Source organism: Mucilaginibacter sp. 5C4 (assembly GCF_034345625.1).
In the GTDB taxonomy this organism is placed as follows: domain Bacteria; phylum Bacteroidota; class Bacteroidia; order Sphingobacteriales; family Sphingobacteriaceae; genus Mucilaginibacter; species Mucilaginibacter aurantiaciroseus.
Genome location: NZ_CP133775.1, coordinates 3,479,565 through 3,503,157 on the forward strand (window position 1 = coordinate 3,479,565; position 23,593 = coordinate 3,503,157).

22 protein-coding genes and 1 tRNA gene are annotated in these 23,593 nt (G+C 43.5%); 13 read left to right on the plus strand and 10 right to left on the minus strand.

All coding sequences use genetic code 11. The annotated features are described in order from the left end of the window. Window positions 1-16: 16 nt before the first annotated feature. From RHM67_RS16375 to RHM67_RS16380, 3 genes are all read right to left on the minus strand, one after another. Window positions 17-904 (minus strand): flavin reductase family protein, encoded by an 888-nt coding sequence (locus RHM67_RS16375; protein WP_322228012.1) that lies wholly within the window; start codon window positions 902-904, stop codon window positions 17-19. A 17-nt stretch (window positions 905-921) separates the two neighbouring features. After that, on the minus strand, window positions 922-1,170 hold the full coding sequence (locus tag RHM67_RS20685) for a four helix bundle protein (RefSeq protein WP_369124776.1): 249 nt from the start codon (window positions 1,168-1,170) through the stop codon (window positions 922-924). 176 nt (window positions 1,171-1,346) lie between these two features. Next, window positions 1,347-2,345, minus strand: coding sequence for a fumarylacetoacetate hydrolase family protein (locus RHM67_RS16380; protein WP_322228013.1), 999 nt, complete (start codon window positions 2,343-2,345; stop codon window positions 1,347-1,349). A gap of 502 nt (window positions 2,346-2,847) precedes the next feature. On the opposite strand from RHM67_RS16380, the gene RHM67_RS16385 reads away from it, so the two are divergent. The 4 genes from RHM67_RS16385 to RHM67_RS16400 all read left to right on the plus strand — a co-directional run bounded on the left by RHM67_RS16385 (window position 2,848) and on the right by RHM67_RS16400 (window position 6,442). Beyond that, on the plus strand, window positions 2,848-4,005 hold the full coding sequence (locus RHM67_RS16385) for a homogentisate 1,2-dioxygenase (protein ID WP_322228014.1): 1,158 nt from the start codon (window positions 2,848-2,850) through the stop codon (window positions 4,003-4,005). Between the two features lie 83 nt (window positions 4,006-4,088). Further along, entirely contained in the window at window positions 4,089-5,213 is a 1,125-nt protein-coding gene (gene hppD, locus RHM67_RS16390; protein ID WP_322228015.1) for a 4-hydroxyphenylpyruvate dioxygenase, read from the plus strand. 155 nt (window positions 5,214-5,368) lie between these two features. Then, the gene (locus RHM67_RS16395; protein WP_322228017.1) at window positions 5,369-5,866 is read left to right on the plus strand and encodes a TspO/MBR family protein; all 498 of its coding nucleotides are present in this window, start codon (window positions 5,369-5,371) and stop codon (window positions 5,864-5,866) included. 42 nt (window positions 5,867-5,908) lie between these two features. After that, window positions 5,909-6,442, plus strand: a complete 534-nt coding sequence (locus tag RHM67_RS16400; protein WP_322228019.1) for a hypothetical protein — start codon at window positions 5,909-5,911, stop codon at window positions 6,440-6,442. A 94-nt stretch (window positions 6,443-6,536) separates the two neighbouring features. Here the strand turns inward: RHM67_RS16400 and RHM67_RS16405 are convergent, their stop codons facing one another. Next, window positions 6,537-8,876: a BamA/TamA family outer membrane protein gene (locus RHM67_RS16405; RefSeq protein WP_322232203.1), complete on the minus strand. Its 2,340-nt coding sequence runs from the start codon at window positions 8,874-8,876 to the stop codon at window positions 6,537-6,539. A gap of 44 nt (window positions 8,877-8,920) precedes the next feature. Here RHM67_RS16405 and RHM67_RS16410 point away from each other — a divergent pair, with 44 nt between their 5' ends. From RHM67_RS16410 to RHM67_RS16420, 3 genes are all read left to right on the plus strand, one after another. Continuing rightward, window positions 8,921-9,670 carry an RNA methyltransferase gene (locus tag RHM67_RS16410; protein WP_322228021.1) on the plus strand — a complete coding sequence of 250 codons (750 nt, stop codon included), beginning with the start codon at window positions 8,921-8,923 and terminating at the stop codon, window positions 9,668-9,670. Window positions 9,671-9,717: 47 nt separating this feature from the next. Further along, window positions 9,718-9,788: transfer RNA gene (locus tag RHM67_RS16415), tRNA-Cys, on the plus strand. Between the two features lie 30 nt (window positions 9,789-9,818). Continuing rightward, window positions 9,819-9,995 (plus strand): spore protein, encoded by a 177-nt coding sequence (locus RHM67_RS16420; RefSeq protein ID WP_252756306.1) that lies wholly within the window; start codon window positions 9,819-9,821, stop codon window positions 9,993-9,995. 73 nt (window positions 9,996-10,068) lie between these two features. Here the strand turns inward: RHM67_RS16420 and RHM67_RS16425 are convergent, their stop codons facing one another. Then, on the minus strand, window positions 10,069-10,419 hold the full coding sequence (locus RHM67_RS16425) for a hypothetical protein (protein WP_322228022.1): 351 nt from the start codon (window positions 10,417-10,419) through the stop codon (window positions 10,069-10,071). Beyond that, the gene (locus RHM67_RS16430; protein ID WP_322228023.1) at window positions 10,419-11,459 is read right to left on the minus strand and encodes a quinone-dependent dihydroorotate dehydrogenase; all 1,041 of its coding nucleotides are present in this window, start codon (window positions 11,457-11,459) and stop codon (window positions 10,419-10,421) included. The genes RHM67_RS16425 and RHM67_RS16430 overlap by 1 nt, the downstream gene beginning before the upstream one ends. Window positions 11,460-11,564: 105 nt before the next feature. Here RHM67_RS16430 and RHM67_RS16435 point away from each other — a divergent pair, with 105 nt between their 5' ends. The 5 genes from RHM67_RS16435 to RHM67_RS16455 all read left to right on the plus strand — a co-directional run bounded on the left by RHM67_RS16435 (window position 11,565) and on the right by RHM67_RS16455 (window position 16,621). Next, a complete protein-coding gene (locus RHM67_RS16435; RefSeq protein ID WP_322228025.1) occupies window positions 11,565-12,332 on the plus strand; it encodes an SGNH/GDSL hydrolase family protein in 768 nt (255 codons plus the stop codon). Window positions 12,333-12,457: 125 nt separating this feature from the next. After that, entirely contained in the window at window positions 12,458-14,380 is a 1,923-nt protein-coding gene (locus RHM67_RS16440; protein ID WP_322228027.1) for an ABC-F family ATP-binding cassette domain-containing protein, read from the plus strand. Window positions 14,381-14,582: 202 nt separating this feature from the next. Beyond that, window positions 14,583-15,845 carry a DUF5103 domain-containing protein gene (locus RHM67_RS16445; protein WP_322228028.1) on the plus strand — a complete coding sequence of 421 codons (1,263 nt, stop codon included), beginning with the start codon at window positions 14,583-14,585 and terminating at the stop codon, window positions 15,843-15,845. Between the two features lie 47 nt (window positions 15,846-15,892). Then, the gene (locus RHM67_RS16450; protein ID WP_322228029.1) at window positions 15,893-16,030 is read left to right on the plus strand and encodes a hypothetical protein; all 138 of its coding nucleotides are present in this window, start codon (window positions 15,893-15,895) and stop codon (window positions 16,028-16,030) included. A 69-nt stretch (window positions 16,031-16,099) separates the two neighbouring features. After that, a complete protein-coding gene (locus RHM67_RS16455; RefSeq protein WP_322228030.1) occupies window positions 16,100-16,621 on the plus strand; it encodes an acyl-CoA thioesterase in 522 nt (173 codons plus the stop codon). Window positions 16,622-16,741: 120 nt separating this feature from the next. On the opposite strand, the gene RHM67_RS16460 is transcribed toward RHM67_RS16455, so the two are convergent. Both RHM67_RS16460 and holA read right to left on the minus strand, forming a co-directional pair. After that, complete coding sequence (locus tag RHM67_RS16460) at window positions 16,742-17,149, minus strand: EVE domain-containing protein (protein WP_322228031.1); 408 nt, start codon at window positions 17,147-17,149, stop codon at window positions 16,742-16,744. Between the two features lie 241 nt (window positions 17,150-17,390). Next, on the minus strand, window positions 17,391-18,413 hold the full coding sequence (gene holA / locus RHM67_RS16465) for a DNA polymerase III subunit delta (protein WP_322228033.1): 1,023 nt from the start codon (window positions 18,411-18,413) through the stop codon (window positions 17,391-17,393). Window positions 18,414-18,529: 116 nt separating this feature from the next. Between holA and RHM67_RS16470 the strand changes: the two genes are divergently transcribed. Next, window positions 18,530-18,982: a type I restriction enzyme HsdR N-terminal domain-containing protein gene (locus tag RHM67_RS16470; protein ID WP_322228035.1), complete on the plus strand. Its 453-nt coding sequence runs from the start codon at window positions 18,530-18,532 to the stop codon at window positions 18,980-18,982. Here the strand turns inward: RHM67_RS16470 and RHM67_RS16475 are convergent. Together RHM67_RS16475 and RHM67_RS16480 are read right to left on the minus strand one after the other, a co-directional pair. Next, window positions 18,979-20,745: an ATP-binding protein gene (locus RHM67_RS16475; protein ID WP_322228036.1), complete on the minus strand. Its 1,767-nt coding sequence runs from the start codon at window positions 20,743-20,745 to the stop codon at window positions 18,979-18,981. The two genes, RHM67_RS16470 and RHM67_RS16475, sit on opposite strands and share 4 nt — an antisense overlap. Window positions 20,746-20,896: 151 nt before the next feature. Further along, a complete protein-coding gene (locus tag RHM67_RS16480; protein ID WP_322228037.1) occupies window positions 20,897-23,572 on the minus strand; it encodes a valine--tRNA ligase in 2,676 nt (891 codons plus the stop codon). Window positions 23,573-23,593: the final 21 nt, after the last annotated feature.

Here is a 23,593-nt window from a genome sequence, read left to right on the forward strand (position 1 = left end):
TTTCTGTATAATGGTTTTACATCAGCAACACCATCCAGGCCTCTTCTACGCTGCCTTCATCCAGTAACTGTTTAGCTTTTAAATGCAGTTGCAGGTCGCGGGTTTGGCTGTCGCCAATGGTGGCATCAAATATCTCTTTCAGTTCGTCGCTTTGCGAATAGGCTTCAATCGCATCATCAGTTGGTAAAGCAACCACATTACCCAGTTGCCCCAGGTTATTGCCTGTAAGCACTTTGGAGTTAAGGATGGCATACGGAATAGCATCTACCCCAATACCTATAGTAGACACGGGCTTTGCTACCTTAAACAGACTATCGGCGGTAACGCGGCAATACCAGTCGCCGCCAAGCCGGGCCACCTGGTCGGTTTTATGCTGATCTATAGAGCCGTCGGCATTTAAAATATCTTCATTAATATGAATCACCTTTACTTCCGCAATCACCAAATTACCGGCTCCCGGCGTATCACCCAGGCTTATAACCTCCCTCACTACACACTCCAATTGGATCTTAGATTCGGCCACGCGGGGTGGTTTCACCATGGTGGATGGCAGTTCGGTTAGTCCTGCTTTTATAAATTCGTTAACGCCGGCCGGATATTCCACGCTGGATAATGACACCTGTTGTACCATATCGTAATTAACGATATTGATAACACACTCGGGCACTTCTTTAATATTCTCCAGCGTATGCTTGGTGGTATTGTCTCTCACCCTGCGGCTCGGCGAGAACACGCATACCGGCGGGTTAACACTAAACAAATTAAAAAAACTAAACGGACTAAGGTTTACATTACCATCCTTATCCACCGTTGAGGCCAGGCAAATAGGCCTTGGTGCCACCGCGTGGTTCAGGTAAGATTGGATTTGTACCGGGGTAAGGTCGTTGGTGTTGAGGGTAAGCATAATGAAGTGTTGGAATGTTATAATGTTATAATGTTATTTTTTACCTCAAACTTTTTTAGGTACGCTATCAACGTTTTCGTTTTACCGGAAAACTCCAAACTCTTACTGTATAAATCGTCAAATGTCAATTGTTCTATTTTTCCTGCTGAAACCAAAATCGTCAATTTATTCCTAAACTCCCCGGACGCCCCTTTAGCATAATTAAGAAATCTAATAAAATCAGGGTTGTTATTGTACTCAAATCCTTCTGCGATATTGTCCGACATGGAACATGCCGCCTGATCTAATCTTTCATTCCCCAATCGGATTTCAAAGGCTCAGAATCGCATAAAATATAAACCTGAACGGTGATTGCTACAGCAATTTTCCATATCTCTAAATCTTCAAACCTATCAATTTTAGCCATTGGCAATCAACATTTCAACTTTCCAACCTTTAAACATTACAACTTTTTGAGTCCTAAAATTGAAAAATCATCATCACTCTTCTTAATAATATTACCTAATACGCCAAGGCCGGTTATCTCCATTTCAACCAAATCGTTTGGTTGCAGCCATTGGGGTTGATAATTGGCATCATTCAACAAGCCAGTACCGTTTAATTCCAGGAAACAGCCTGTACCTACCGTACCCGAGCCTATTACATCGCCGGGCAGTACATCGCAACCGTATGCGCAACGCTCTATGATCTCGGCGAAGGTCCAGTCCATATCGGCCATGTTGCCGCTGCTTACTTCTACGCCGTTTACATGGCATTTCATCACTAAATTATAGGTAACGCCGGTGTGGCCTTCTTTAGGGCTGGTTTTGTATTGCTCCAACTCATCAGGCGTAACCAACCACGGGCCTATCACTGTCGAAAAATCTTTGCCTTTTGCCGGGCCAAGGTTTAGCAGCATTTCTTCCATTTGCAGGGTGCGGGCGCTCATGTCGTTCATTATCATATATCCGGCTATGTAGCTGTCGGCCTCTGCCGCGCGGATATTGCGGCCCTTTTTATTGAGCACCACGGCTACTTCCAGTTCAAAATCGAGCTTCTGGAAATGGTCGGGCATACACTCGATCTCGCCGGGGCCTTGTATGGCGTTATGGTTGGTGAAGTAAAAAATCGGGTACTGGTCAAACTCGGCTATCATATCCACCTTGCGGTTGCGGCGGGCAGCGGCAACGTGCTGGCGAAAGGCGTATCCATCGCGGCAGGATGTTGGATGCGGCACGGGTGCCGTCAGTTCATAAAACAATTCTTCCTTAGCCTCTAACTTGCCGCTTTTGATGGCCCCGTTCACCCGTTTAGCGTGCTCCATCAACTCATCGCCACCCCATAAAAATTCGTTCATGTTATCGGGTATCAACTTATCGCACGAGTTTAGGTTATAGATATGGCCATTGATATAAATGCCCAAATGCTCCCGGTCTTCGGTTTTGTAGGATACTAATTTCATAAGGTATAATTGGTTTATTGGAAATCAAAAGTAGTAAAATAGTTGATTGAAATTATTTGTAGAGACGCGATACTTCGCGTCTCAGGGTGTGCAGATCATTTACTGTGCTTCAACAAGACGCTTCAATAAGACGCGAAGTATCGCGTCTCTACGGCAACCAATCACTACTCACCAATATTATGCTTGCATATTAAATTCTTATACCGTAATTTTGATAATAATGATGAGTATTAAAAAACAGTTTTACTTTTCCCTCGGGCTTACTTCTATGAGTAACTCGTCTTCTTTCAGGGATGCTGTGCTCTCCAAGATCGCTTTGGCGCAATTCTAATTTTCTTGTTGAAAAGTTTTAAGGTTAAAAAGTTGGAATGTTATTCCGACGAGCCTATTTAAAACTATCCTGCCTTGCAAACGTTTAATTATAAATGATTTTAATACCGTAAGTTTTTCTTTTTCAAAACCTTACAACCTTAAAACATTCCAACTTTTAAACCAAAAAATCATGCCTATTTACCACACGTTAGGGTCTATCCCTCATAAGCGGCATACGCAATTCCGTAAGCCCGATGGCACTTTATACGCCGAAGAACTGGTATCAACCGAAGGTTTTTCGAGCCTGTATTCGCTGGTTTACCATGCGTATCCGCCAACTATCGTAAAAGAGCTGGGCGAGCCGTATTCTGTTGAGCCGAAGATTGCCCGCGAAAAGCACCTGAAACATACCAGCCTCATTGGTTTTAACATACAGCCCGAAGACGATTACCTGAAAAGCCGAAAACCGGTTTTGGTAAACGCCGACCTGCATATTTCGCTTGCTGCCCCGCGCAAAAGCATGACCGACTATTTTTACAAGAATAGCCAGGCCGACGAGGTGATCTTCATCCACGTTGGCTCGGGTACTTTAAAAACGGGTTTCGGTAAGATAAAATTTGAATATGGCGATTACCTGGTTATCCCACGTGGCACCATTTACCAACTGGAATTTAATGACGAGAATAACCGCCTGTTTATTGTAGAAAGCTTTAGTCCGATACGTTCCCCAAAACGCTACCGCAACGAATACGGCCAATTGATGGAGCATTCGCCTTACTGCGAACGCGATATTAAACGCCCTACCGACCTGGAAACCATCGACCAAAAAGGCGATTTTAAGATCCTGATCAAAAAGCAGGGGCTTATCTATCCATATACCTACGGCACCCACCCTTTCGATTTTATTGGCTGGGATGGCTTCCATTACCCTTGGGCATTTTCCATTCACGATTTTGAGCCGATAACCGGCCGCGTACACCAACCGCCACCCGTACACCAAACTTTCGAGGGCCACAACTTTGTGATCTGCTCTTTTGTGCCGCGCAAATTTGACTATCACCCGCTATCTATCCCTGCGCCTTACAACCACAGCAATGTGGACAGCGATGAGGTACTATACTATGTGGATGGCGATTTTATGAGCCGCAAGAGCGTGGTAAAAGGGCAAATAACCCTGCACCCCGGCGGCATCCCGCATGGCCCTGCGCCGGGTTCGGTCGAGAAATCAATCGGTAAGGAATTTACAGATGAACTGGCCGTGATGATAGACCCTTTCCGCCCGCTGATGCTAACCGAAGATGCCGTGAATATAGAGGACGAAAGTTATTATAAAAGCTGGGTTATTTAAGGTGAAAGGTAAAAGCTGAAAGGTAAAAGGCTTTAAAAAATCACTAATTCGCTAACTCACTAAATCACTAATTAAAATAACAAATGGAAACATTAACATTAGATACAAAACCAACCACAACAGATTTTTTGCCGCTTAACGGTACGGATTATGTTGAATTTTATGTGGGCAACGCCAAGCAGGCAGCCCATTATTACAAAACCGCTTTTGGGTTCCAGGATCTGGCATACTCGGGTCCTGAAACTGGCGTGCGCGATCGTGCGTCATACGTTTTACAGCAAGGCAAAATCCGTTTGGTATTAACCACGCCGCTACATTCGGACCACCCGATTGCAGAGCATATTAAAAAACATGGCGACGGTGTAAAGGTATTAGCCCTTTGGGTTGATGATGCTTACGATGCTTTTGAGCAAACCACCAAACGCGGCGCCGAGCCTTACCAGCAGCCACAAACCATTACAGATGAGTTTGGTGAAGTGCGTACCAGCGGTATCAAATTGTATGGCGAAACCGTTCACCTGTTCATCGAACGTAAAAACTATAGCGGGCCATTTTTGCCGGGGTATAAAGCGCATCAAACCGCATATCAGCCACCTGTTGCAGGTTTGCTGTATGTAGACCATTGCGTGGGTAACGTAGGCTGGCATAAAATGGATACATGGGTTAACTTTTATGAGGACATTATGGGTTTCCGTAACATTCTTACGTTTGATGATAAAATGATCTCGACTGAATATTCGGCATTGATGAGTAAGGTAATGAGCAACGGGAACGGTTATGTAAAGTTCCCGATAAACGAGCCTGCCGAGGGTAAAAAGAAAAGCCAGATTGAAGAATACCTGGAGTTTTACGAAGGCGAAGGCGTACAGCATATGGCTTTAGCCACTGCTGATATTGTTAAAACCGTTACCGACCTGCAAAGCCGCGGCGTGGAATTTTTAACCGTACCAACATCATACTATCGCGAACTAACGGCGCGTGTGGGTCATATTGATGAGGACCTTGGGCCATTAGAAAAACTGGGCATCCTGGTAGATCGTGATGACGAGGGCTACCTGCTGCAGATCTTCACCAAACCGGTGGAAGACAGGCCTACCCTGTTTTTCGAGATCATACAGCGTAAGGGTGCAAAATCATTTGGCGCGGGTAACTTTAAAGCTTTGTTTGAAGCTATTGAGCGTGAACAGGAATTGAGAGGGAACTTGTAAAGCCCCCTCTAATCTCCCCAGGTAGAGGAGACTTTTTTAATATTTGGGTGAGGCTAAGCCGGGTGAAATCACCCGGCTTTTTTATTTACATTTAATAAAAAACTATCCTACCTTAGTTTAAAAATTTTAGCAATAAACGAGTTTATACCCTTTTCATGAAAACCAATATTTCCGATCCTAAGTTTAAACCTTTTGCTCTTATTATTAGCCTTTTAATAACCCTTGCTATCGGCGTAGTTGCGGCTATATTTACACGCCCCGAAATTACAGGCTGGTACGTTACTTTAAAAAAGCCCGATTTTACGCCGCCTAACTGGCTTTTCCCGGTGGCGTGGACAACGCTTTATATCCTCATTGGTATTGCTGCCTACCTGGTTTGGCAGCTGCGCGATGGTTCGCGCACGTATAAAACCGCTTTAACTATCTATATTATTCAGCTGGTGCTAAATTTTTCATGGCCGATAGTGTTCTTTGGGATGCACGATATTTTGGGCGGATTGGTGATTATTATAGCATTGCTGGTAACCATTATTCTTAACATATCGTGGTTTGGCAGGTTTAGCAGGGCCGCCGCCTGGTTACTGGTACCCTATTTATTATGGGTTGGTTACGCCATGCTATTAAACCTGAGTATTTTTGTGATCAACAAATAATAAAAACGCTATTTTTATTGCACGTTTACCGTGTACCTAAAAATGAAAAGATTATTCCTTACCTACGTCCTTGCTATCGCCACCGCCTTTTGTTTTGCGGATACCGTTTCCATTAATCATTTTGTTGTAAAAGAGAACCCGTTTGCTAAAGATGAGGTTGCTATTGTCGCGGTAGATACCGCGGGCACCATCCAGGAAAAGGTAAACGGACTATTCACCTTCAGCGTGAATGGCTTTAGCGAGCAGCTGACTTTTGATAAAGGCACAGCATTTTACAGGCATAAAATGGAAAAATCGATGTTTGTGTTTGCTCGCCACGAGAACGACAGCGGAACACATTCTATGCTGTATTACGTTTACAGGCACGATAGTAAGCTGAGCCCAGTTAAAATAAGCTGGATAGTATTGATAGCGATCCCTTTAGGATTGATTTTATTAGGCTATTTGTTCAAGCGCTTTATTATTATCGCCGCTATTATCTTTTGCATATTCCTGTACTTTAACCACAGCAACGGGCTAAGCATTCCAACCTTTTTCCAAAGTGTAATTGATGGGTTAAAGGGGGTATTTTATTAGTAGAGATTAGAGGGGAATGCTTTGTTAACTTATATTTTTTAAGTTTTTCAATCTAATCTCTAATCACCATTCTTTAATCACTTAAGCGAAGCGCTTAAAACGGCAACCCTATACCAAAGTTCAGCTGCATAAAGCTATAGCCATCGCCTACGATTTTGCCGTTTGTGTCGACACCTGTTTTGTTGTTCCTTAAATAGGATTCTTTAAAACTTCCGTTGCCAAAAATTTCGTTAAAGTGTTTAATAAATACCCATTGATCAGACCCGTTAAACTGAGGGTCTTTAAACTTAAAGGCCGCATCCAGGCGGAAGATGAAGAAGGCCAGATCGAACCTTAAACCCGTACCAATACCAATTGCAGTAGAGTTCCAAAGATTGTTGAACCTAAACTCCCCATTGGGGTTTTCTACCTGTTTATGCAGGCGCCAAACGTTACCGGCATCTACAAAAAATGCCCCTTTAAGCTTAGCTCCAAAAAAATTGTCGGCAAGTTTATAGCGATACTCGGCGTTAGCCACAATCTTTATCTCTCCAAATTGATCAAGATATTTTAGGCGGGCACGCGCGGTATCGGCACCGCCGCCAACGCCATAGCTTTCACGGTTAAACTGGCCGGGGCCTAAAGTACGTGGCAACCAGGCACGGATATCGTTTGCACCACCGGTGTAAAAATTCTTCTCGAACACTAACTGCCTACTATTTCCGTAGGGTATACCTATCCCGGGGTTAAAGCGAAAGATGAATTGTTTTTCGCCACCCAAACTGCGGTACCAGCGGTAATCTATCTCGGTTTTTACATATTGCGTAAAGGCATAACCAAATACGGTACGCTGCCCAAGGGAATCCCTTGGTGTGTTTGCAGCATTACTTAACAAGCTAAGTATATTACCGCCGATCTCTAATCCACCGCGGAAATAGATAAAGTTTTTATAAGAGTTTAATTCCTGCGCGTTGTACTGGAAGGTGTACTGGCTACTTGTAGTAAACGTGGTACGGCCTATCAGGTACACGTATGAGAAACGGTTTTGCTTCAATAACTCGGCCTTTGCAATAGGGTCGATAGTACCGCTGGAGAACTCGATGCTTAGTGGTGTTACTGAATGTTGCTTGCGGGCGGTCTCAAAAAAGTCGTAAGTGATGGAGTTGATAAAGCTCCGGCGCTCAACCAGTCCTTTTTGGTAAAACAACTGAAAATTGGTAGAAAATGTAGTATGTGGAACGCCAAATTTCGCCAAATTTGGGAACTGGAACGGCAATAAAAGCCTAGGGTAGATCAAATTCACGCCTGCCCTAAAATCCTGGTTTTGGATGCCCTGGTTAACCGATGAGTTTCCATTATCAAACAAGATACTCCAGTTTAATTTTACCTGCAAAATGGCAGACTGCTTAAATATGTTACGGTTGGTAAAGGTGTTGCCCAAGTTATATCCAAAACGCCCCTGGTTAAACAAAAACTCGGCCTCTACACGGTCTGTCTTTTGTTTTAAAGGAACGATATCAATTTTAGAATTTAAACGGTTGGTACTATCCGGCAGTTTCTCATACGTGGGGTTGGGCACATTACGGAACACGTTTAACTCCGACAGGCGGGTGGTGGTCAGCGTTTGCTTATCAAGGTTGTAGATCTCCCCTTTCTTTTGAAAGGTGTAATCGGTAACCGTACGGGGTTTAAACCTGCCCGAGTAATCAACAAACCTAAACTGCGAATCTACCTGGATGGTATCGGCTTTACCCGCCATGCGGCCATTGCTGCGGGCAATGGTAATTAGGGTGTTGTTGATGGTATAAATAGGGTGCTCCTTTTTATCTGCCGGGTTATCGATGATCATCACCAGGTCTACCACGCTTTTTTTGTAGCTCGAATCGGGCGTGTAGCTGATGTACTGGCGATAAAAGTCATAGTAACCGTTCCGCTTCATCACCTGGTAAAACTGGTCGCGGTCGTAAGCCAAACTATCGGTATCATACCGGCTGCCTGTGTTTACATGCGAGTATTGTTTACGGGTATCGCGGTAAAGCTGCCTCACCTTAGCATCGTAAATACTATCTTTAAAATTGCGGATCTTAAACAGCGGGCCTGGTGTAGCGGTAAAATACAGCTGGGCTTTTCTCTTTTTCACCACAATGGAATCGGCCACTTTGGCCTTCAAATAGCCTTTGTTAACTAAATACTTTTGAATCTGGAGGCGCGAAAACTCAACAAGGTTGCTATCCAGCAAGGCGGGTGCCTCGCCTATTTTACGTTTGCCTTTGTTGCTGAACAGGTAATAAAACTGCAGGTTAAGCCAGTTATTGGGTTGCTGCTCTTTATCAACGTAGTTAATGGCAGCTTCAGAAAATTGTTTATCAATACCTTTAATAGTAACTTTACGCACAATGGCCTGGTTATCTTTTAGCCCGCGTGTAACACTACAGCCGGCACCTATAATAACCATCAAAATACTTAATATTGCAAGACGGAAATTTCCGGGTATATGATATGCTTTCAAAATCACAGATAAGTTTACTAACGTCCTTACAACATAAAAAGTTTCGCAGGGAACATGGTTTATTTATGGTGGAGGGTTATAAATCGATAACCGAATTTTTTGATTCTGATTACCAGGTCCACACCATATATCATACGCCTGATACAGCCCCAAAATTGCTTAAATTATCCCAAAAAATAAACTTTCAGGAGATTTCTTTAATCGACCTGCAAAAAATAAGCGCCCTAAAAAATCCTGCCGATGCAATTGCCACGGTTAATATACCGCAATGGGGCGGTTTAAACCACACAACGCTAAAAAATAAGTTTAGTTTGGTGTTAGATGGCTTGCAAGATCCGGGTAACATGGGTACCATCATCCGCACGGCCGATTGGTTCGGCATCAGCAATATAATCTGTTCGGAAGACACGGTTGACGCCTACAACCCCAAGGTTGTGCAGGCTACCATGGGCTCATTGGCGCGCGTAAACGTTACTTATACTAATTTAGCGGGCCTCATTTCGGCCGCGAAGCTGCCTGTTTTTGGAACTTTATTAAATGGCGATAATATTTATTCCACAAATTTTGGCACCGAAGGTTTACTGGTGATGGGTAACGAAGGCAACGGAATTAGGCCTGATATACAGGCTTTAGTGAATAAAGCCATCACTATTCCGCGTATTGGCAAGGCCGAATCGTTGAACGTGGCGATAGCTACAGCCATATGCTGTTCACAACTTGCTGCAAAATCGTTTAAATAAAAATTGATTGACAACAAATAATTACTATTTTTGCAATCCTTAAAATTGGTCGGGTGGCCGAGTGGCTAGGCAGAGGTCTGCAAAACCTCCTACAGCGGTTCGAATCCGCTCCCGACCTCAAGGTTAAAAACATTTAAAATAAAAAGTCATGGGCGTTACTCGTTTAAAAAGAAAAGATAGAAGGAACAAAACTACTTCACGTTTAGAAGTTCAGTTTTTGAAATTAGCTACTAACATTGAGTTAGGTGATCGTTCTGCGCAGAAAAAAGGCAACCAAATTGATAAAAACAACGCGGTTTTGGCTAAAGCTGCTGCAAGCAACTAATTCTTTCTTTTTTAAGAAATTAAAAAGGCGTACCATCAACCGGTACGCCTTTTTTGTGCTTATGTAATTCGCTTTACAATAACTTCCCAACCGGGAAATTCTCCTTATTGTAGATCTCTTTCCAGTAATCGCGCACAATTTTTAGCCTCGGTACGCTGTGCGACTCTTTTATAATTTCCAAAAAATCGGCCTTGGCCTGTCCTTTAGCTAAGCGGCCTAAAATGGCATCGTTGTAGGATGCAACAACCAATTCAAACACGTGGAATTTAGTTTCCTCGTCCAGGTCAACACTTTTGTAATACTTAATAAACTCGGCCACCCTCGTCGGGTCCGAATTTACAATTCCCCAATCCTGCATATCGCCCGGGTCAAATTCAATTTTCAAGGCTTTACAAACCTTCTTTAACGATTCTTCTACGCTCATTACTTTTTATTCAATATTTCATTGTTTATTCTTCCTATTAAAGCCGGCCCTTCGTAAATAAAGCCGGTGTATAGCTGCACTAATGATGCACCAGCGGCAATCTTATCCATCGCATCCTCAGCAGAGTGGATACCACCCACCCCAATGATCGGGAACGAACCACTTGATCTCTTATACAGATAACTGATAACTTCAGTCGAGCGCTTGGTTAAGGGCACGCCACTTAACCCGCCTGTTTCGCCTTTATGCACGGATGTTAAACCCTCGCGGCTAATGGTGGTATTAGTAGCTATAATGCCCGCGATGCCGGTTTGTTTTACAATATCTGCAATATCATCTAACTGCTCGTTACTAAGGTCTGGCGCTATCTTTAATAAAATAGGCCTGCTTATACCATTCTTACTATTGCGTTGCTGTAACGTGTTTAAAATATGCATCAGCGGCCCTTTTTCCTGCAACTCGCGCAGGCCCGGGGTATTTGGCGAACTTACATTCACCACAAAATAATCTACTACATCAAAAAGCTTGTCGAAACATTTGATATAATCGCTTACGGCATCGTCGTTAGGTGTCAATTTATTCTTGCCGATGTTACCACCTACGATCAGCGCCTGCTGGCCCGGTTTAAGGCTTTTACGGTAAGCGGCAATCCGCTCTGCAGCTACATCAACACCATGGTTATTAAACCCCATACGATTTATCAGCGCCGCATCCTCGGGCAGGCGAAACATACGAGGCTTATCGTTACCGGCTTGTGGTAATGGCGTAACGGTACCAACTTCTACAAAGCCGAAACCGAGGTTACCCATTTCGCTGATCAGCTCGGCATTTTTATCAAAACCTGCCGCAAGGCCTACGGGGTTTTTAAATTTAAGGCCAAAAACTTCACGTTCCAATCGCTTATCTTCGCTACCCCAAAGGGCTTTGCTTAACGCTGCGCCGCCCGGGAAACGATTAAAACGCCTGAGGTTTCGCGTTACAAAATAATGCACATTCTCCGGGTCGAACCGGAACAGCAGGGGCTTAAGCAATTGATACATGCTGCAAATTTACCGATTTTAACAAAAAGGTTTAACATAGTTTAGAATATTGTATTTTGGCAGCACCAATTAACCGTTATTAAGACGGGTATCTATACATGTCAAATGAAAAACAACGATCAAAACTCCCTTCGGAGTTTTATAAAAACCACTGCTTTGGGCACTGTCGCTGCTATTAGCATCCCTCAAATTGTATCTGCTTCTGCAAAAAGCTTTGGCAGCAAAAAGGTGCGGCTAAACAATAACGATGTAATCCTTTTCCAGGGCGACTCGATTACCGACTGGGGGCGCGATCATAATAAAACTATAGCGAACGACAATAGTTCGCTGGGTAACAGCTACGTTTTGCTTACCGCTGCCGAATTATTGGAAAAGCACGCGGCAAAAAACCTACAGATCTACAACAAAGGCGTGGGCGGTAATAAAGTGTTTCAACTGGCCGACAGGTGGGATGCCGACACCCTGGCACTAAAACCAACCGTATTAAGCATCCACATTGGCGTGAACGATTTTTGGCATACACTTGGCGGCGGCTATACCGGCACTATCGAAACTTACATTACCGATTACCGGAAACTCATCGACCGTACCAAAGCAGCACTCCCGGGTATCAAACTCATTATTGGCGAACCGTTTGCCATGATAGGTACCAAGTCTGTTGATGCACGCTGGTACCCAACGTTTGACTTGTTCCGCAAGGCCGCGCGCGACATCGCATCGCAATACGACGCCCCTTTTATACCCTACCAAACCATATTTAACAACGCCCTTAAACAAGCCCCCGCTACCTACTGGACGCTTGATGGCGTGCACCCAAGCCTTGCCGGCGCAAAACTAATGGCACAGGGATGGATGGAAACGGTAAAGGGTTAGTGATTAGCTAATTGGTGATCAGCGATTTGTAATTGGCATAATAACGTCACAAACGCTTATCTATCATCATTTATCTCTGATCTCGCTTTTGAGGCTTCGACTCAAAAGCGTATCTTTGCGCCGAAATGATAGCTATAAATGACCTTACGTTCGAGATTGGTGCGCGCGCCCTATATGATGAAGCCAACTGGCACATTAAACCGGGAGAGAAAATTGGCCTTATAGGTGCTAACGGCACGGGTAAAACCACTCTGTTAAAAATAATTGTGGGCGATTACAAGCCTACATCGGGTACCATTTCTATGGCTAAGGACCTTACCATGGGTTACCTTAACCAGGATTTGTTATCGTACTCATCCGACAAAAACATCGTACACGTTGCCATGGAAGCCTTTGAGCGCCAAAACCAACTACATGACGAGATAGAGGTGCTGCTTAAAAAACTGGAAACAGATTACAGCGAGGACCTGCTACACAAGCTTAGCGATAAACAACACGAGTTTGAACTGCTTGACGGTTACAACATCGAGTATAAAGCACACGAAATTTTAGCGGGTTTGGGTTTCACTGAAGCTGAATGTGAGCGCAAGTTAAGTACCTTTAGCGGGGGCTGGCGGATGCGCGTGATGCTTGCCAAAATCCTTTTACAGGCGCCGGATATCCTTTTACTGGATGAGCCGACCAACCACCTGGACTTACCGTCGATACAATGGCTGGAGGATTATCTGAAAGCCTTTAACGGCGCTATCATCATCGTATCTCACGATAGGTGGTTTTTAGATAAGGTTATTAACCGCACGGTGGAATCGCGCAAGGGTAAACTGAACGTTTATGCCGGTAACTACACTTTTTACCTGGAAGAAAAAGCACAGCGTGCCGAAATTCAGCGTGGCGAGTTCAAGAACCAGCAATCAAAAATAAAACAAGAGGAGCGTTTGATAGAGCGTTTCCGTGCGAAGGCATCAAAAGCAAAAATGGCGCAATCGCGTATCAAAATGCTTGATAAACTGGAGCGAGTGGATGATGTGGATGATGATAACCCTGAGGTTAACTTCAGCTTCCGTTTCAGCAAGCAATCTGGCCGCCACGTATCTACATTGGAGCATATCACCAAAAAATACCCTACAATTGATATTTTAGCTGATGCCGAAGCGATCATCGAAAAAGGTGATAAAATAGCGCTGATAGGTGCCAACGGTAAAGGTAAATCAACCCTGCTACGTATTGTGGCCGGTGCCGATAAAGAGTATGCAGGTACTGCCGTTACAGGCCATAACGTTTCGCAAACCTTCTTTGCCCAGCATCAGTTGGAGAGCCTGCACTTAGAACATCAGATTTTACAGGAGTTGCAGTCGTTCGCCCCAAAGCATACCGATACGGAGCTGCGCTCGATATTAGGTTCGTTCCTATTCACGGGTGATGATGTATTTAAAAAGATAAAAGTACTATCGGGTGGTGAAAAATCGCGTGTGGCGTTGGCGAAAGCCCTTACCGCGGATGCAAATTTTTTGGTACTGGATGAGCCTACCAACCACCTGGACATGGCGTCGGTAAATATATTGATCCAGGCGCTGCAACAGTACGAGGGTACGGTGATCGTGGTATCTCACGATAGGTACTTCCTGGATAATGTTGCCAACAAGATCTGGTTCATCGAAAACCAAAAAATAAAACAATACCCGGGCACTTATGCCGAGTATGATGTGTGGAACGCTAACCGCAAGCTTGACCCTAAAGCAGAAGTGCCGGCCCCTCAGCCTAAAAAGGAAGAGAAAAAACCTGAGCCTGCCAAACAGCCGCAAAGCGAAAACAAAACGCAGCAGCTAAAAAAGCTTAACCAGGACCTGACCAAAATGGAAGAGCACATTGCAGGCCTTGAAAAAGAAGTAAAAGTATTAGAAACCCAACTGGCCGATAATAGCATCTACAACCAGGCCGAAAAGCTAAAACAGATCAGTGATAGCCATCAGCTAATAAAGCTTGAATTAAGAGAAAACCAGGCACGCTGGGAAGCCCTTGCCGACCAGATAATGGAATTAGAAGGTTAATATAAAAGCTTTATGCTTCAGGAGGCAGTTGCTTAGCAGCTGCCTTTTTTGTTAGGCCCCTTCGCCATCCCATCCGCTGGCGACCGGATCGGGATTCCACGGGACATGTTACTAATTTTCCCGCCATTGTTGGTGTTGTAACCAACAACTTTATACCCTGAAATAAATTCGGCATAACGTGGGTTTTTCCTACCTTGTATCAATGAAAAATTGTTTCTGCACCATTGTTTTTTGCCTGTTCGCAAGCCTATACTGCTTCGCACAAAACCCGCCTTTTGATAATAACGTTTACAAGCACGAGATAAAAAGCGTTGAGTTTTACAATTCAAAAAAGGCGGCATCCTTCCCGGCTATTGACCTGGGTGGTAATGAAACGGTTACCCTTGGTTTTGATGACCTAAGCGGTTCCAGCCGTACTTTTAATTACACCATACAGCATTGCGACGCTAACTGGAACCCATCCCGCCTATCCCCCGCCGAATACCTGGAAAGCTTTACCGATGACCGCATGAACGATTACACCTATTCTTCAGCAACGTTTCAAAAATATACCCACTACGAGGTTAAGATCCCCAACCGCAACATCATTCCAAAAGTATCGGGTAATTATATTTTAAAGGTTTACGAGGATGGCGACGTTAATAACCTGATCCTTACCCGAAGACTTTATGTTGTGGGCAAACGTGTTTCGGTGAGTGCCACTATCATAAGCTCTAACAACGTAGCGACAAGGCGTACAAACCAAAAGGTAAATTTCACCATTGAATACGGCGGCCTGCCGGTACAAAATCCCAATACCGATATCCGTGCATTTTTAATGCAGAACGCAAGGCCCGAAACAGGCATCATGAACAATGTACCGACTTACATCCGCGGTACGCAACTGGTTTATAACGATGTTAACATAAACGACTTTGCGGGCCGTAACGAGTTCAGGCATTTTGATACGCGTACGCTTAAACTAAACTCGGAACGCATTTCCAAGATCTATAAAGATACCGCCAATACCGTTATGCTACTGGGCGACCCAAACCGCAACCTGCCTAACTACACTTTGCTATATGACATCGATGGCAAGTTTTTCATCCTGAACCAGGATGGCAGCGATGCCCGCCGAGATGCCGATTACGCGCACATGTATTTTAACCTGGCGGCCAATAAATCGCCGGAGGATGGCACGCCTTACATTGTAGGCCAGTTTAATGATTATAAGCTGGATGACCGCAGCAAACTTACTTTTGATAGCAGAGGCCGCTGGTACACCGATCTGCTGCTTAAACAAGGCGTATACGATTACCAATACGTTTGGGTGAACAAAGCCACCAACAAGCCCGACGATATCGCTATAGAAGGCAATTATTTTGAAACCGAGAACGAATACCAGCTATTGGTTTACTACCGCCAAACCGGCTCGCGTTACGAGCAACTGGTGGGCTATAATTTACTGAATAGCGCAAGGCAATAATTATTAAAATGCTTTAACAAGCGCTATATCCAATACACTAAAATCACATGAGCAACAAAGCAAAAAAGATTTCGGCGGGTGCAATTATCGCCATTGCTTTTCTAACCTACCAGCTAGGTAAGGATATCGTGAAGATAGGCATCAAAGACGGCAAGGCTACCCAAATGGCCATAACTAAGAAATAGGTGCACAAAACCTTTGGCTTACAGGCGTTTTAGCGGCTTTACTTTCCTGTTAAATTTTATCTTTGCAGCATGAAAGGAAAATCGTCCAAAGAATCATTCACTATTATGAACGAGTTGGTATTACCCAATGATACCAACACTTTTAATAATTTAATGGGGGGCCGTTTGCTGCACTGGATGGATATTGCCGCTGCCATATCTGCACAAAAACATTGCAACCGGGTGGTAGTTACCGCATCTGTAGATAATGTTTCCTTTCAGCACCCTATAAAACTTGGTGATGTAATTACCATCGAAGCAAAAGTTTCCCGCGCGTTCACCACTTCGGTAGAAGTAAGAATGGATGTTTACGCCCAAAACATACCATCCGGTACGAAAGTTAAAAGCAACGAGGCATATTACACATTTGTAGCTTTAGACGAGAATGGCCGCACCATGCCCGTACCCCCAATGCTGCCCGAAACCGAGGACGAAGTTGAACTTTACGAAGGTGCATTACGCCGCCGCCAGTTACGTTTAATTTTGGGTGGCAAAATGAAACCATCCGACGCTACTGAACTAAAAGCTTTGTTCTTCGGCGCGGAGAAATAAGATCCTGAATTTGATTTTAACTACGAAGGACACTAAAATAAAGCACAAAGGTCACAAAGAATACTTTGTGACCTTTGCTATAAAATATAAAATCTTTGTGTTCTTTGTGATTAACAAGAGTTACTCGCCCGCCAGTTCCAATATCCTGTCAAATTCCTCGCGTTTCATGCCCATTACCGATAAGCGGCCTTGCCTAACCAGGCCAATATCTTTTAAGCGTTCATCGGCTTTAATTTGCTCGAGGGTTACCGGTTTTTTAAGGGGTTCTACGGGTTCAAGGTCTACCACTACCCAATTCGGATCTTCTGTTGTTGGGTCCTGGTAAAATTCTTTTACAACTTTGGCAATGCCTACAATTTCTTTGCCTTCGTTACTGTGGTACCACATCACCAGGTCGCCCTCTTTCATTAGCCTGAGGTTGTTACGCGCCTGGTAATTGCGCACGCCATCCCAAAATGTGCGGCCCTCTTTATTAAATTTTTCCCAGCTATATTTAAACGGTTCACTTTTTACTAACCAATGGTTCATATGATGCATCCTTATATAGCGGCAAATTAGGAATTTTGCAGCAAAAACGCGCTCATTAAATACAAGTTTAAACATCTACAATTATTCCTGTTTTGTTTAATCTCTATTAATTTTTCAACAACGTTTCAATTGTTGTGAAAAAACAATCAGGAAATTGAGATACTTATGCTAATGTGCATTTTATCATCAAAGATATTAACAGCCGGGTGGAGGATACGATAAAGTAGGTTGGGTTGTGCGGTTAATGCAATATCTTAAACATCAGTTCTTTCATCAAACCCCCATGGTCCGTGTTTGATTCTACGCCTTTGCTTTTAAGGTCGTACTCGCGCAGGTAGCTGATTATCTGGAAGGTTTTGCCAAGGTTATAGTTGCGTGCCGCCTGTTCATAATCCTTTAAAAAGTACGGATTAACACCTATTTCGCGGGCAGCGTTACCTTTATCTTTTACGTAGTGATACGCCAGCACCTTGCTAAAAAAGTTATTGAGGTTACCCAGTACCAAAACGATAGGGTTGGCTTTGGGGTTGGCTTCAAAGTAATTTACAATTTGGTTTGCCTTGTAAACATCCTTACGGGTAAGCGCGCTCTGCAGTTCAAAAACATTATATTCTTTGCTGATGCCGATGTTATCTGCTATCAGTTGCAAAGTAATTTCCTGCCCGGCGCTGATGTTCAGCATCAGCTTGTCCAGTTCGTTGGCTATCTTGGATAGGTCGTTACCCAAATATTCAGATAACATGGCAGATGCCTGCTGGTTGATCTTATATTTCTTATCAGACACATATCCTTCAATCCAACCCGGGATCTTATTATCATACAACGCGGTCGATTCAAATATCAGCCCGTTCTTTTCAATGGCCTTATAAGTTTTTTTGCGCTTATCAAACTTGCCGTATTTGTAGCAGAATACTAAAACTGTGCTTGCTAAAGGGTTCTCCAGATAGCTTAATACCGGGTTGATGCTTTTTTTATCGTCATCATCGCGGCCCCATTTCATATCCTGCGCCTCTTTAACCATCACCACCTGGTAATCGCTCATCATAGGATAGCGTTTTGCGGCGTTTATAGCCGTCATCACATCGGTATCCTTACCATATAAAACCGTTTGGTTAAAACCCTTCTCAGCGTCTGTCAGTAGGTTATGTTCGATGTAATTACTCACCAAATCGATATAATAAGGCTCCTCGCCATGCAGCAGGTACACGGGTTTAAGTTTGCGGTTCTTAAGGTCTTTTATAATATCGGGAGCAGAGGCGGCCATCAAGTCAAAAGTAAAAAGTTAAAATTCAAAAACCTTATTTTACGAGATATAAAGTAATAAACATCATTATGGAAAGTGCATTTTTACTTTTGAATTTATACTTTTGAATTTACAAAATGCTCCAGCCGCTTAATCTCCCGCCCTATCCGTTTAAACTAACCGACGATAACGGGCAGCTTACACTTTTTGATGAGCTGCGGAAGAAGAACATTATACTTACCCCCGAAGAATGGGTACGCCAGCACTTTGTACAATATCTCATCAGGCAAAAGCAATACCCCAAATCGCTTATAAAGTTAGAAGGCGGGTTAAGGCTGCACGGCATGGCTAAACGTACCGATATTGTGGTGTTCAATTCATCGGGCGAAAAGATCTTATTGGTGGAATGTAAGGCGCCTTCGGTAGCCATAAGCCAGGCGACGTTTGACCAGGCCGCGCGTTATAACATGGTGCACAAAGTAAAACTGCTGGCGGTTAGCAACGGCTTACAACATTATTATTGCAGCATCAGCCACGAAAACGAAACTTATAAATTTTTGGAGGAATTGCCCGGTTATAAAGAGCTTTAGTTTACGGCAGCAACAAGGTTCTGGATCTTTTCCATCAACTCATCGGGTTTAAACGGTTTGGCAACGTAATCATTCATGCCCGCATTGGTTACCTGGTCGCGGATGTCAAATAATGCCGAAGCGGTTAACGCGATAATTGGCACTTTTGCTTTGGCAGGGTCGGTCATTTTACGGATCTCCATCGATGCATCAAACCCGTTCATTACCGGCATTTGCAAATCCATTAGCACAACATCAAAATTACCGTACTGCATAATTTCTACCGCCCGTTCGCCGTTTTCGGCTATGGTTGGCACTATCTTCCATTTAGAAAATAGCTTCTTCATCAGCATTACGTTAACCGGGTTATCTTCTGCTATCAGAATGCGCAGGTTGCTGCCTTGCTCTTCGGCCATTGCCATGGTTTGCGCCAGTTGTTGTGGCACAGCAGACCTTTCTTTTGTAGAAGCCAATTCCGTAGAAACAGGGAACTCCATATTAAACGAAAACTCCGACCCCTGATTTACCTTACTACTTACATGCATTTGCAGGCTTTGCAGCTCCAGCAAACGTTTAACAATGGCTAAGCCTAAACCTGTACCACCATACTGACGCGTAGTGGTAATAGATTCTTGAGTGAATGGCTCAAATATGGTATCGAGGTTTTCCTTTTTTATGCCGATGCCCGAGTCTTTTACCGAAAAGCCAACTGTGATATTATTATGGCGATCTTCCAAACAGGTTACCCTCACCAAAATATTACCCTCCGAGGTAAATTTAATGGCATTACTCACCAAATTAAATATGATCTGCGTTAAGCGGGTGGGGTCGCCAAATATTACTTTGCGACGTAGTTCGCTATCAATGTCGAGCTTAAATAAAAGGCTCTTTTCTTCGGCTTTGATCATCTGCCCGCCACAGATGTTCTGCATCAGGTCGACAAGATTGAACTTGATCTTCTCGAACACTACTTTACCCGATTCTATCTTGTTAAAGTCGAGCACATCATTCACAATAGCCAGCAGGTTATTGGCCGAAAATTTCAGGATCTCCAGGTTCTCGCCCTGGTCCTGCCTTGGGCTATTCATCAGCAGCAGGTTGCTCATACCAATAACGGCATTCAACGGTGTGCGGATCTCGTGCGACATGGTAGATAAGAACTCCGATTGTACCTGTGACGATTTTTCGGCCTTTTCTATAGCCCGCTCAAACTTAATATTTAATGCTGCCTGCTGTTCACCGGTTTCTTTAAGTTGTTTAATATTCTTTAAAAACGCGGTATAAAAATGGCTGTGAATAAATATGATGAGGATAAAGTTTGCAAATACCGCTATAATGGTAGTTGATCCGTCGGCCGTTTCGGGTTTAAAATTGATGAAATAATTATGGTCATACTTCATCACCATAAATATAAGTACGGGCAGCAAGTTTAACAGCGAGAAAAACATGCCCCAGTTTTGCCCCAGCATATAAAAGCTAAATACAATTACCAGTATGATAATTTGTACAGAAATAATATTTACATCCTGCAGAATAACAAATACTGTTAACAGGTTAACCAGCGTACCAATAATAAGCAGCATGTGCGAAATAGTACGCCAGTGCGGTTTAAACGTAAGGTATTTAAAAAGCGCAACAATCGATACAAGTACACCGCCTGCCACAATAGTCATTACGTGTAGGTTTTGCACGTAAATGCTTAAGAATAAAGCTCCTATAACTACGGTAGCTAACAACAAACCAAAATACAGCAAACGGATACGGGCTTGGTCAAGAATTGACATTTCCCTCGTAAGTATCTTGTTTATAGAAAAATTGAAAAAGCTCACTTACTTAGTTGTCGCTATTAATATAGGTTAAATAATTATAATAAACAGTTGTTTAATATACGCAATTACTTGTTGTTTAATTATGTAATGCCGATAAATAGCGCAATTAGCCTGCCAATACCCTTAAATTGTCTTCAACAATTTTTAACCTCACTTCTGCATCGGCCTTCTTTTTTAATTCGTTGTCAATTATCTCTGGTTTGGCATTTGCCATAAAACGTTCATTATTTAACTTAGCGTTTACCGATTTTAAAAAGCCTTCCAGGTATTCTTTTTCTTTATTAAGTCGTTCTGTTTCAGCAGCAACATCAATTTCTATATCAAGTTTAATAAAAAACTCGTCTGTACCGGCTATAAAGCTGTTTGCACCTGCTACAGCATCAGTAACGGTACTTAGCTCGCTAATATTACCCAATTGTTTAATAACGCCCTCATACGCCAAATAATCAATACCCGATGTTGTTTTTACTGCCAATGGCAAGGCCTCTTTCGGCGAGAGCTGGTTGCTGTTGCGGGTATTTCTAACCTGCGCAATAACCTGTTGTATAACTTCTATCTCGGCAACCAGGCGGGTATTTATTTCCCCGATTGTTGGTAATTGGGCAACAATACAGCAATCTAATTCGGCACGTGTGCCAAACAGTTCGTCGTGCCAAAGTTCCTCGGTCAGGAACGGCATGTATGGGTGTAATACTTTTAATATATTTTCAAAAAACGCTACGGTAGCTTTGTAGGTTTCGGCATCTATCTTTTGCTTTTCTACATCCTGCTGGTAGGCAGGTTTCACCATTTCCAGGTACCAGGCACAGAAATCGTCCCATACTAATTTATAGGTGGTCATCAGCGCTTCAGATAAACGGTATTGCTTAAAGTCGCTTTCAATATCAACCAAAGCCTGGTTAAAGCGGCTCTCGAACCACTCTATCGCGATTTGGTTTTTTGGGGCGATGCTCTCGTCAATCTCCCAACCTTTTACCAGTTTAAAAGCGTTCCAGATCTTGTTTGAGAAATTACGGCCCTGCTCGCAATAGCTTTCGTCAAACATCAGGTCGTTACCGGCAGGCGAGCATAGCAACATCCCTACACGCACACCATCGGCACCGTATTTAGCGATAAGGTCAAGCGGATCGGGCGAGTTACCTAAGGATTTTGACATTTTACGGCCAAGCTTATCCCTAACAATACCGGTTAGGTATACGTTAGTGAACGGTTTGGTCTCGCGCAGTTCGTGCCCGGCCATAATCATCCTTGCCACCCAAAAGAACAAGATCTCGGGGGCGGTAACCAAATCATTTGTTGGGTAGTAATAGTTTATCTCGGCATTATCCGGGTTACGCACACCATCAAAAACAGAGATCGGCCAAAGGCCCGATGAGAACCAGGTATCTAAAACGTCTTCGTCCTGGGTTAGGTTATCAATGGTAAATGATGCATCGATCTTTTGTGCTTCAACCAAAGCTTCTTCTTTGGTTTTGGCAACCACAAACTCGCCGTTTGGCAGGTAATAAGCAGGGATCTGCTGGCCCCACCACAACTGGCGGCTGATGTTCCAATCCCTAACATTTTGCATCCAATGCATGTAAGAATTAGTAAACTTATCAGGAATTAAATTCACCGACATGTCTAATATATCTGACATAGCAGGTGTTGCTAATTCGGACATTTTGCAAAACCATTGCATACTTAGCTTTGGTTCGATAGCTGCGTTGGTACGTTCGCTATAACCTATTTGTGAGGTATAGTCTTCCGTTTTTTCCAAAGCACCGGCTTCTTCTAAAAGCACGGCTATTTTTTTACGGGCGATGAAACGGTCTTCACCAATCAGGATCTGCGCTTTTTCGTTCAGCGTAGCATCGTCATTCAATATATCGATGATCTGTAGTTTATGTTTTTGCCCAAGTTCATAGTCATTCAGATCATGCGCCGGGGTTACTTTCAAACAACCTGTACCAAAATCCATTGTAACGTACTCATCGGCTATGATTGGTATCAGCCTATCAATTAATGGTATACGTACTTGGCGACCTATTAAATCTACATATCTCGGATCATTAGGATTAACGCAAATTGCCGCATCTGCCATGATTGTTTCTGGACGCGTTGTAGCTATAAGGACATAATCAATTTGTTCGCCCGTATGATTTACATCTTTCGCGGTTTTTGTCCCCAATAAAGGGTATTTAATATAGTATAACTTCTGATTTACTTCTTTCCTAATTACCTCCTCATCGCTTACCGCTGTTTTACCCTGCGGGTCCCAGTTTACCATGCGTACGCCACGGTATATTAGGCCCTTTTTATGCAGGTGTACAAAGTAGTCGATAACCGACTCGCTCATGTCCTCGTCCATCGTGAACTTGGTACGTTCCCAATCGCACGAGGCGCCTAATTTTTTTAGTTGATCGAGGATAATACCGCCGTATTTCTCTTTCCACTCCCAGGCGTAGCTTAAAAATTCTTCGCGGCTAAGGTCTTTCTTATTGATGCCACGTTCTTTCAGCATAGCAACAACCTTTGCTTCGGTAGCAATACTGGCATGGTCGGTTCCCGGCACCCAGCAGGCATTTTTGCCTTTCATACGGGCACGGCGGATCAGCACATCCTGTATGGTATTGTTTAACATATGGCCCATGTGCAGCACACCAGTAACATTTGGCGGAGGGATGACGATAGTATACGGCTCACGCTCATCAGGCACAGACCTGAAAAAGTTGTGTTGTAACCAGTAACTATACCATTTTTCTTCGGCTTCTGCGGGCGAATAGGTTTTTGCAATACTCATAGGCCGCAAAAATAACTATTT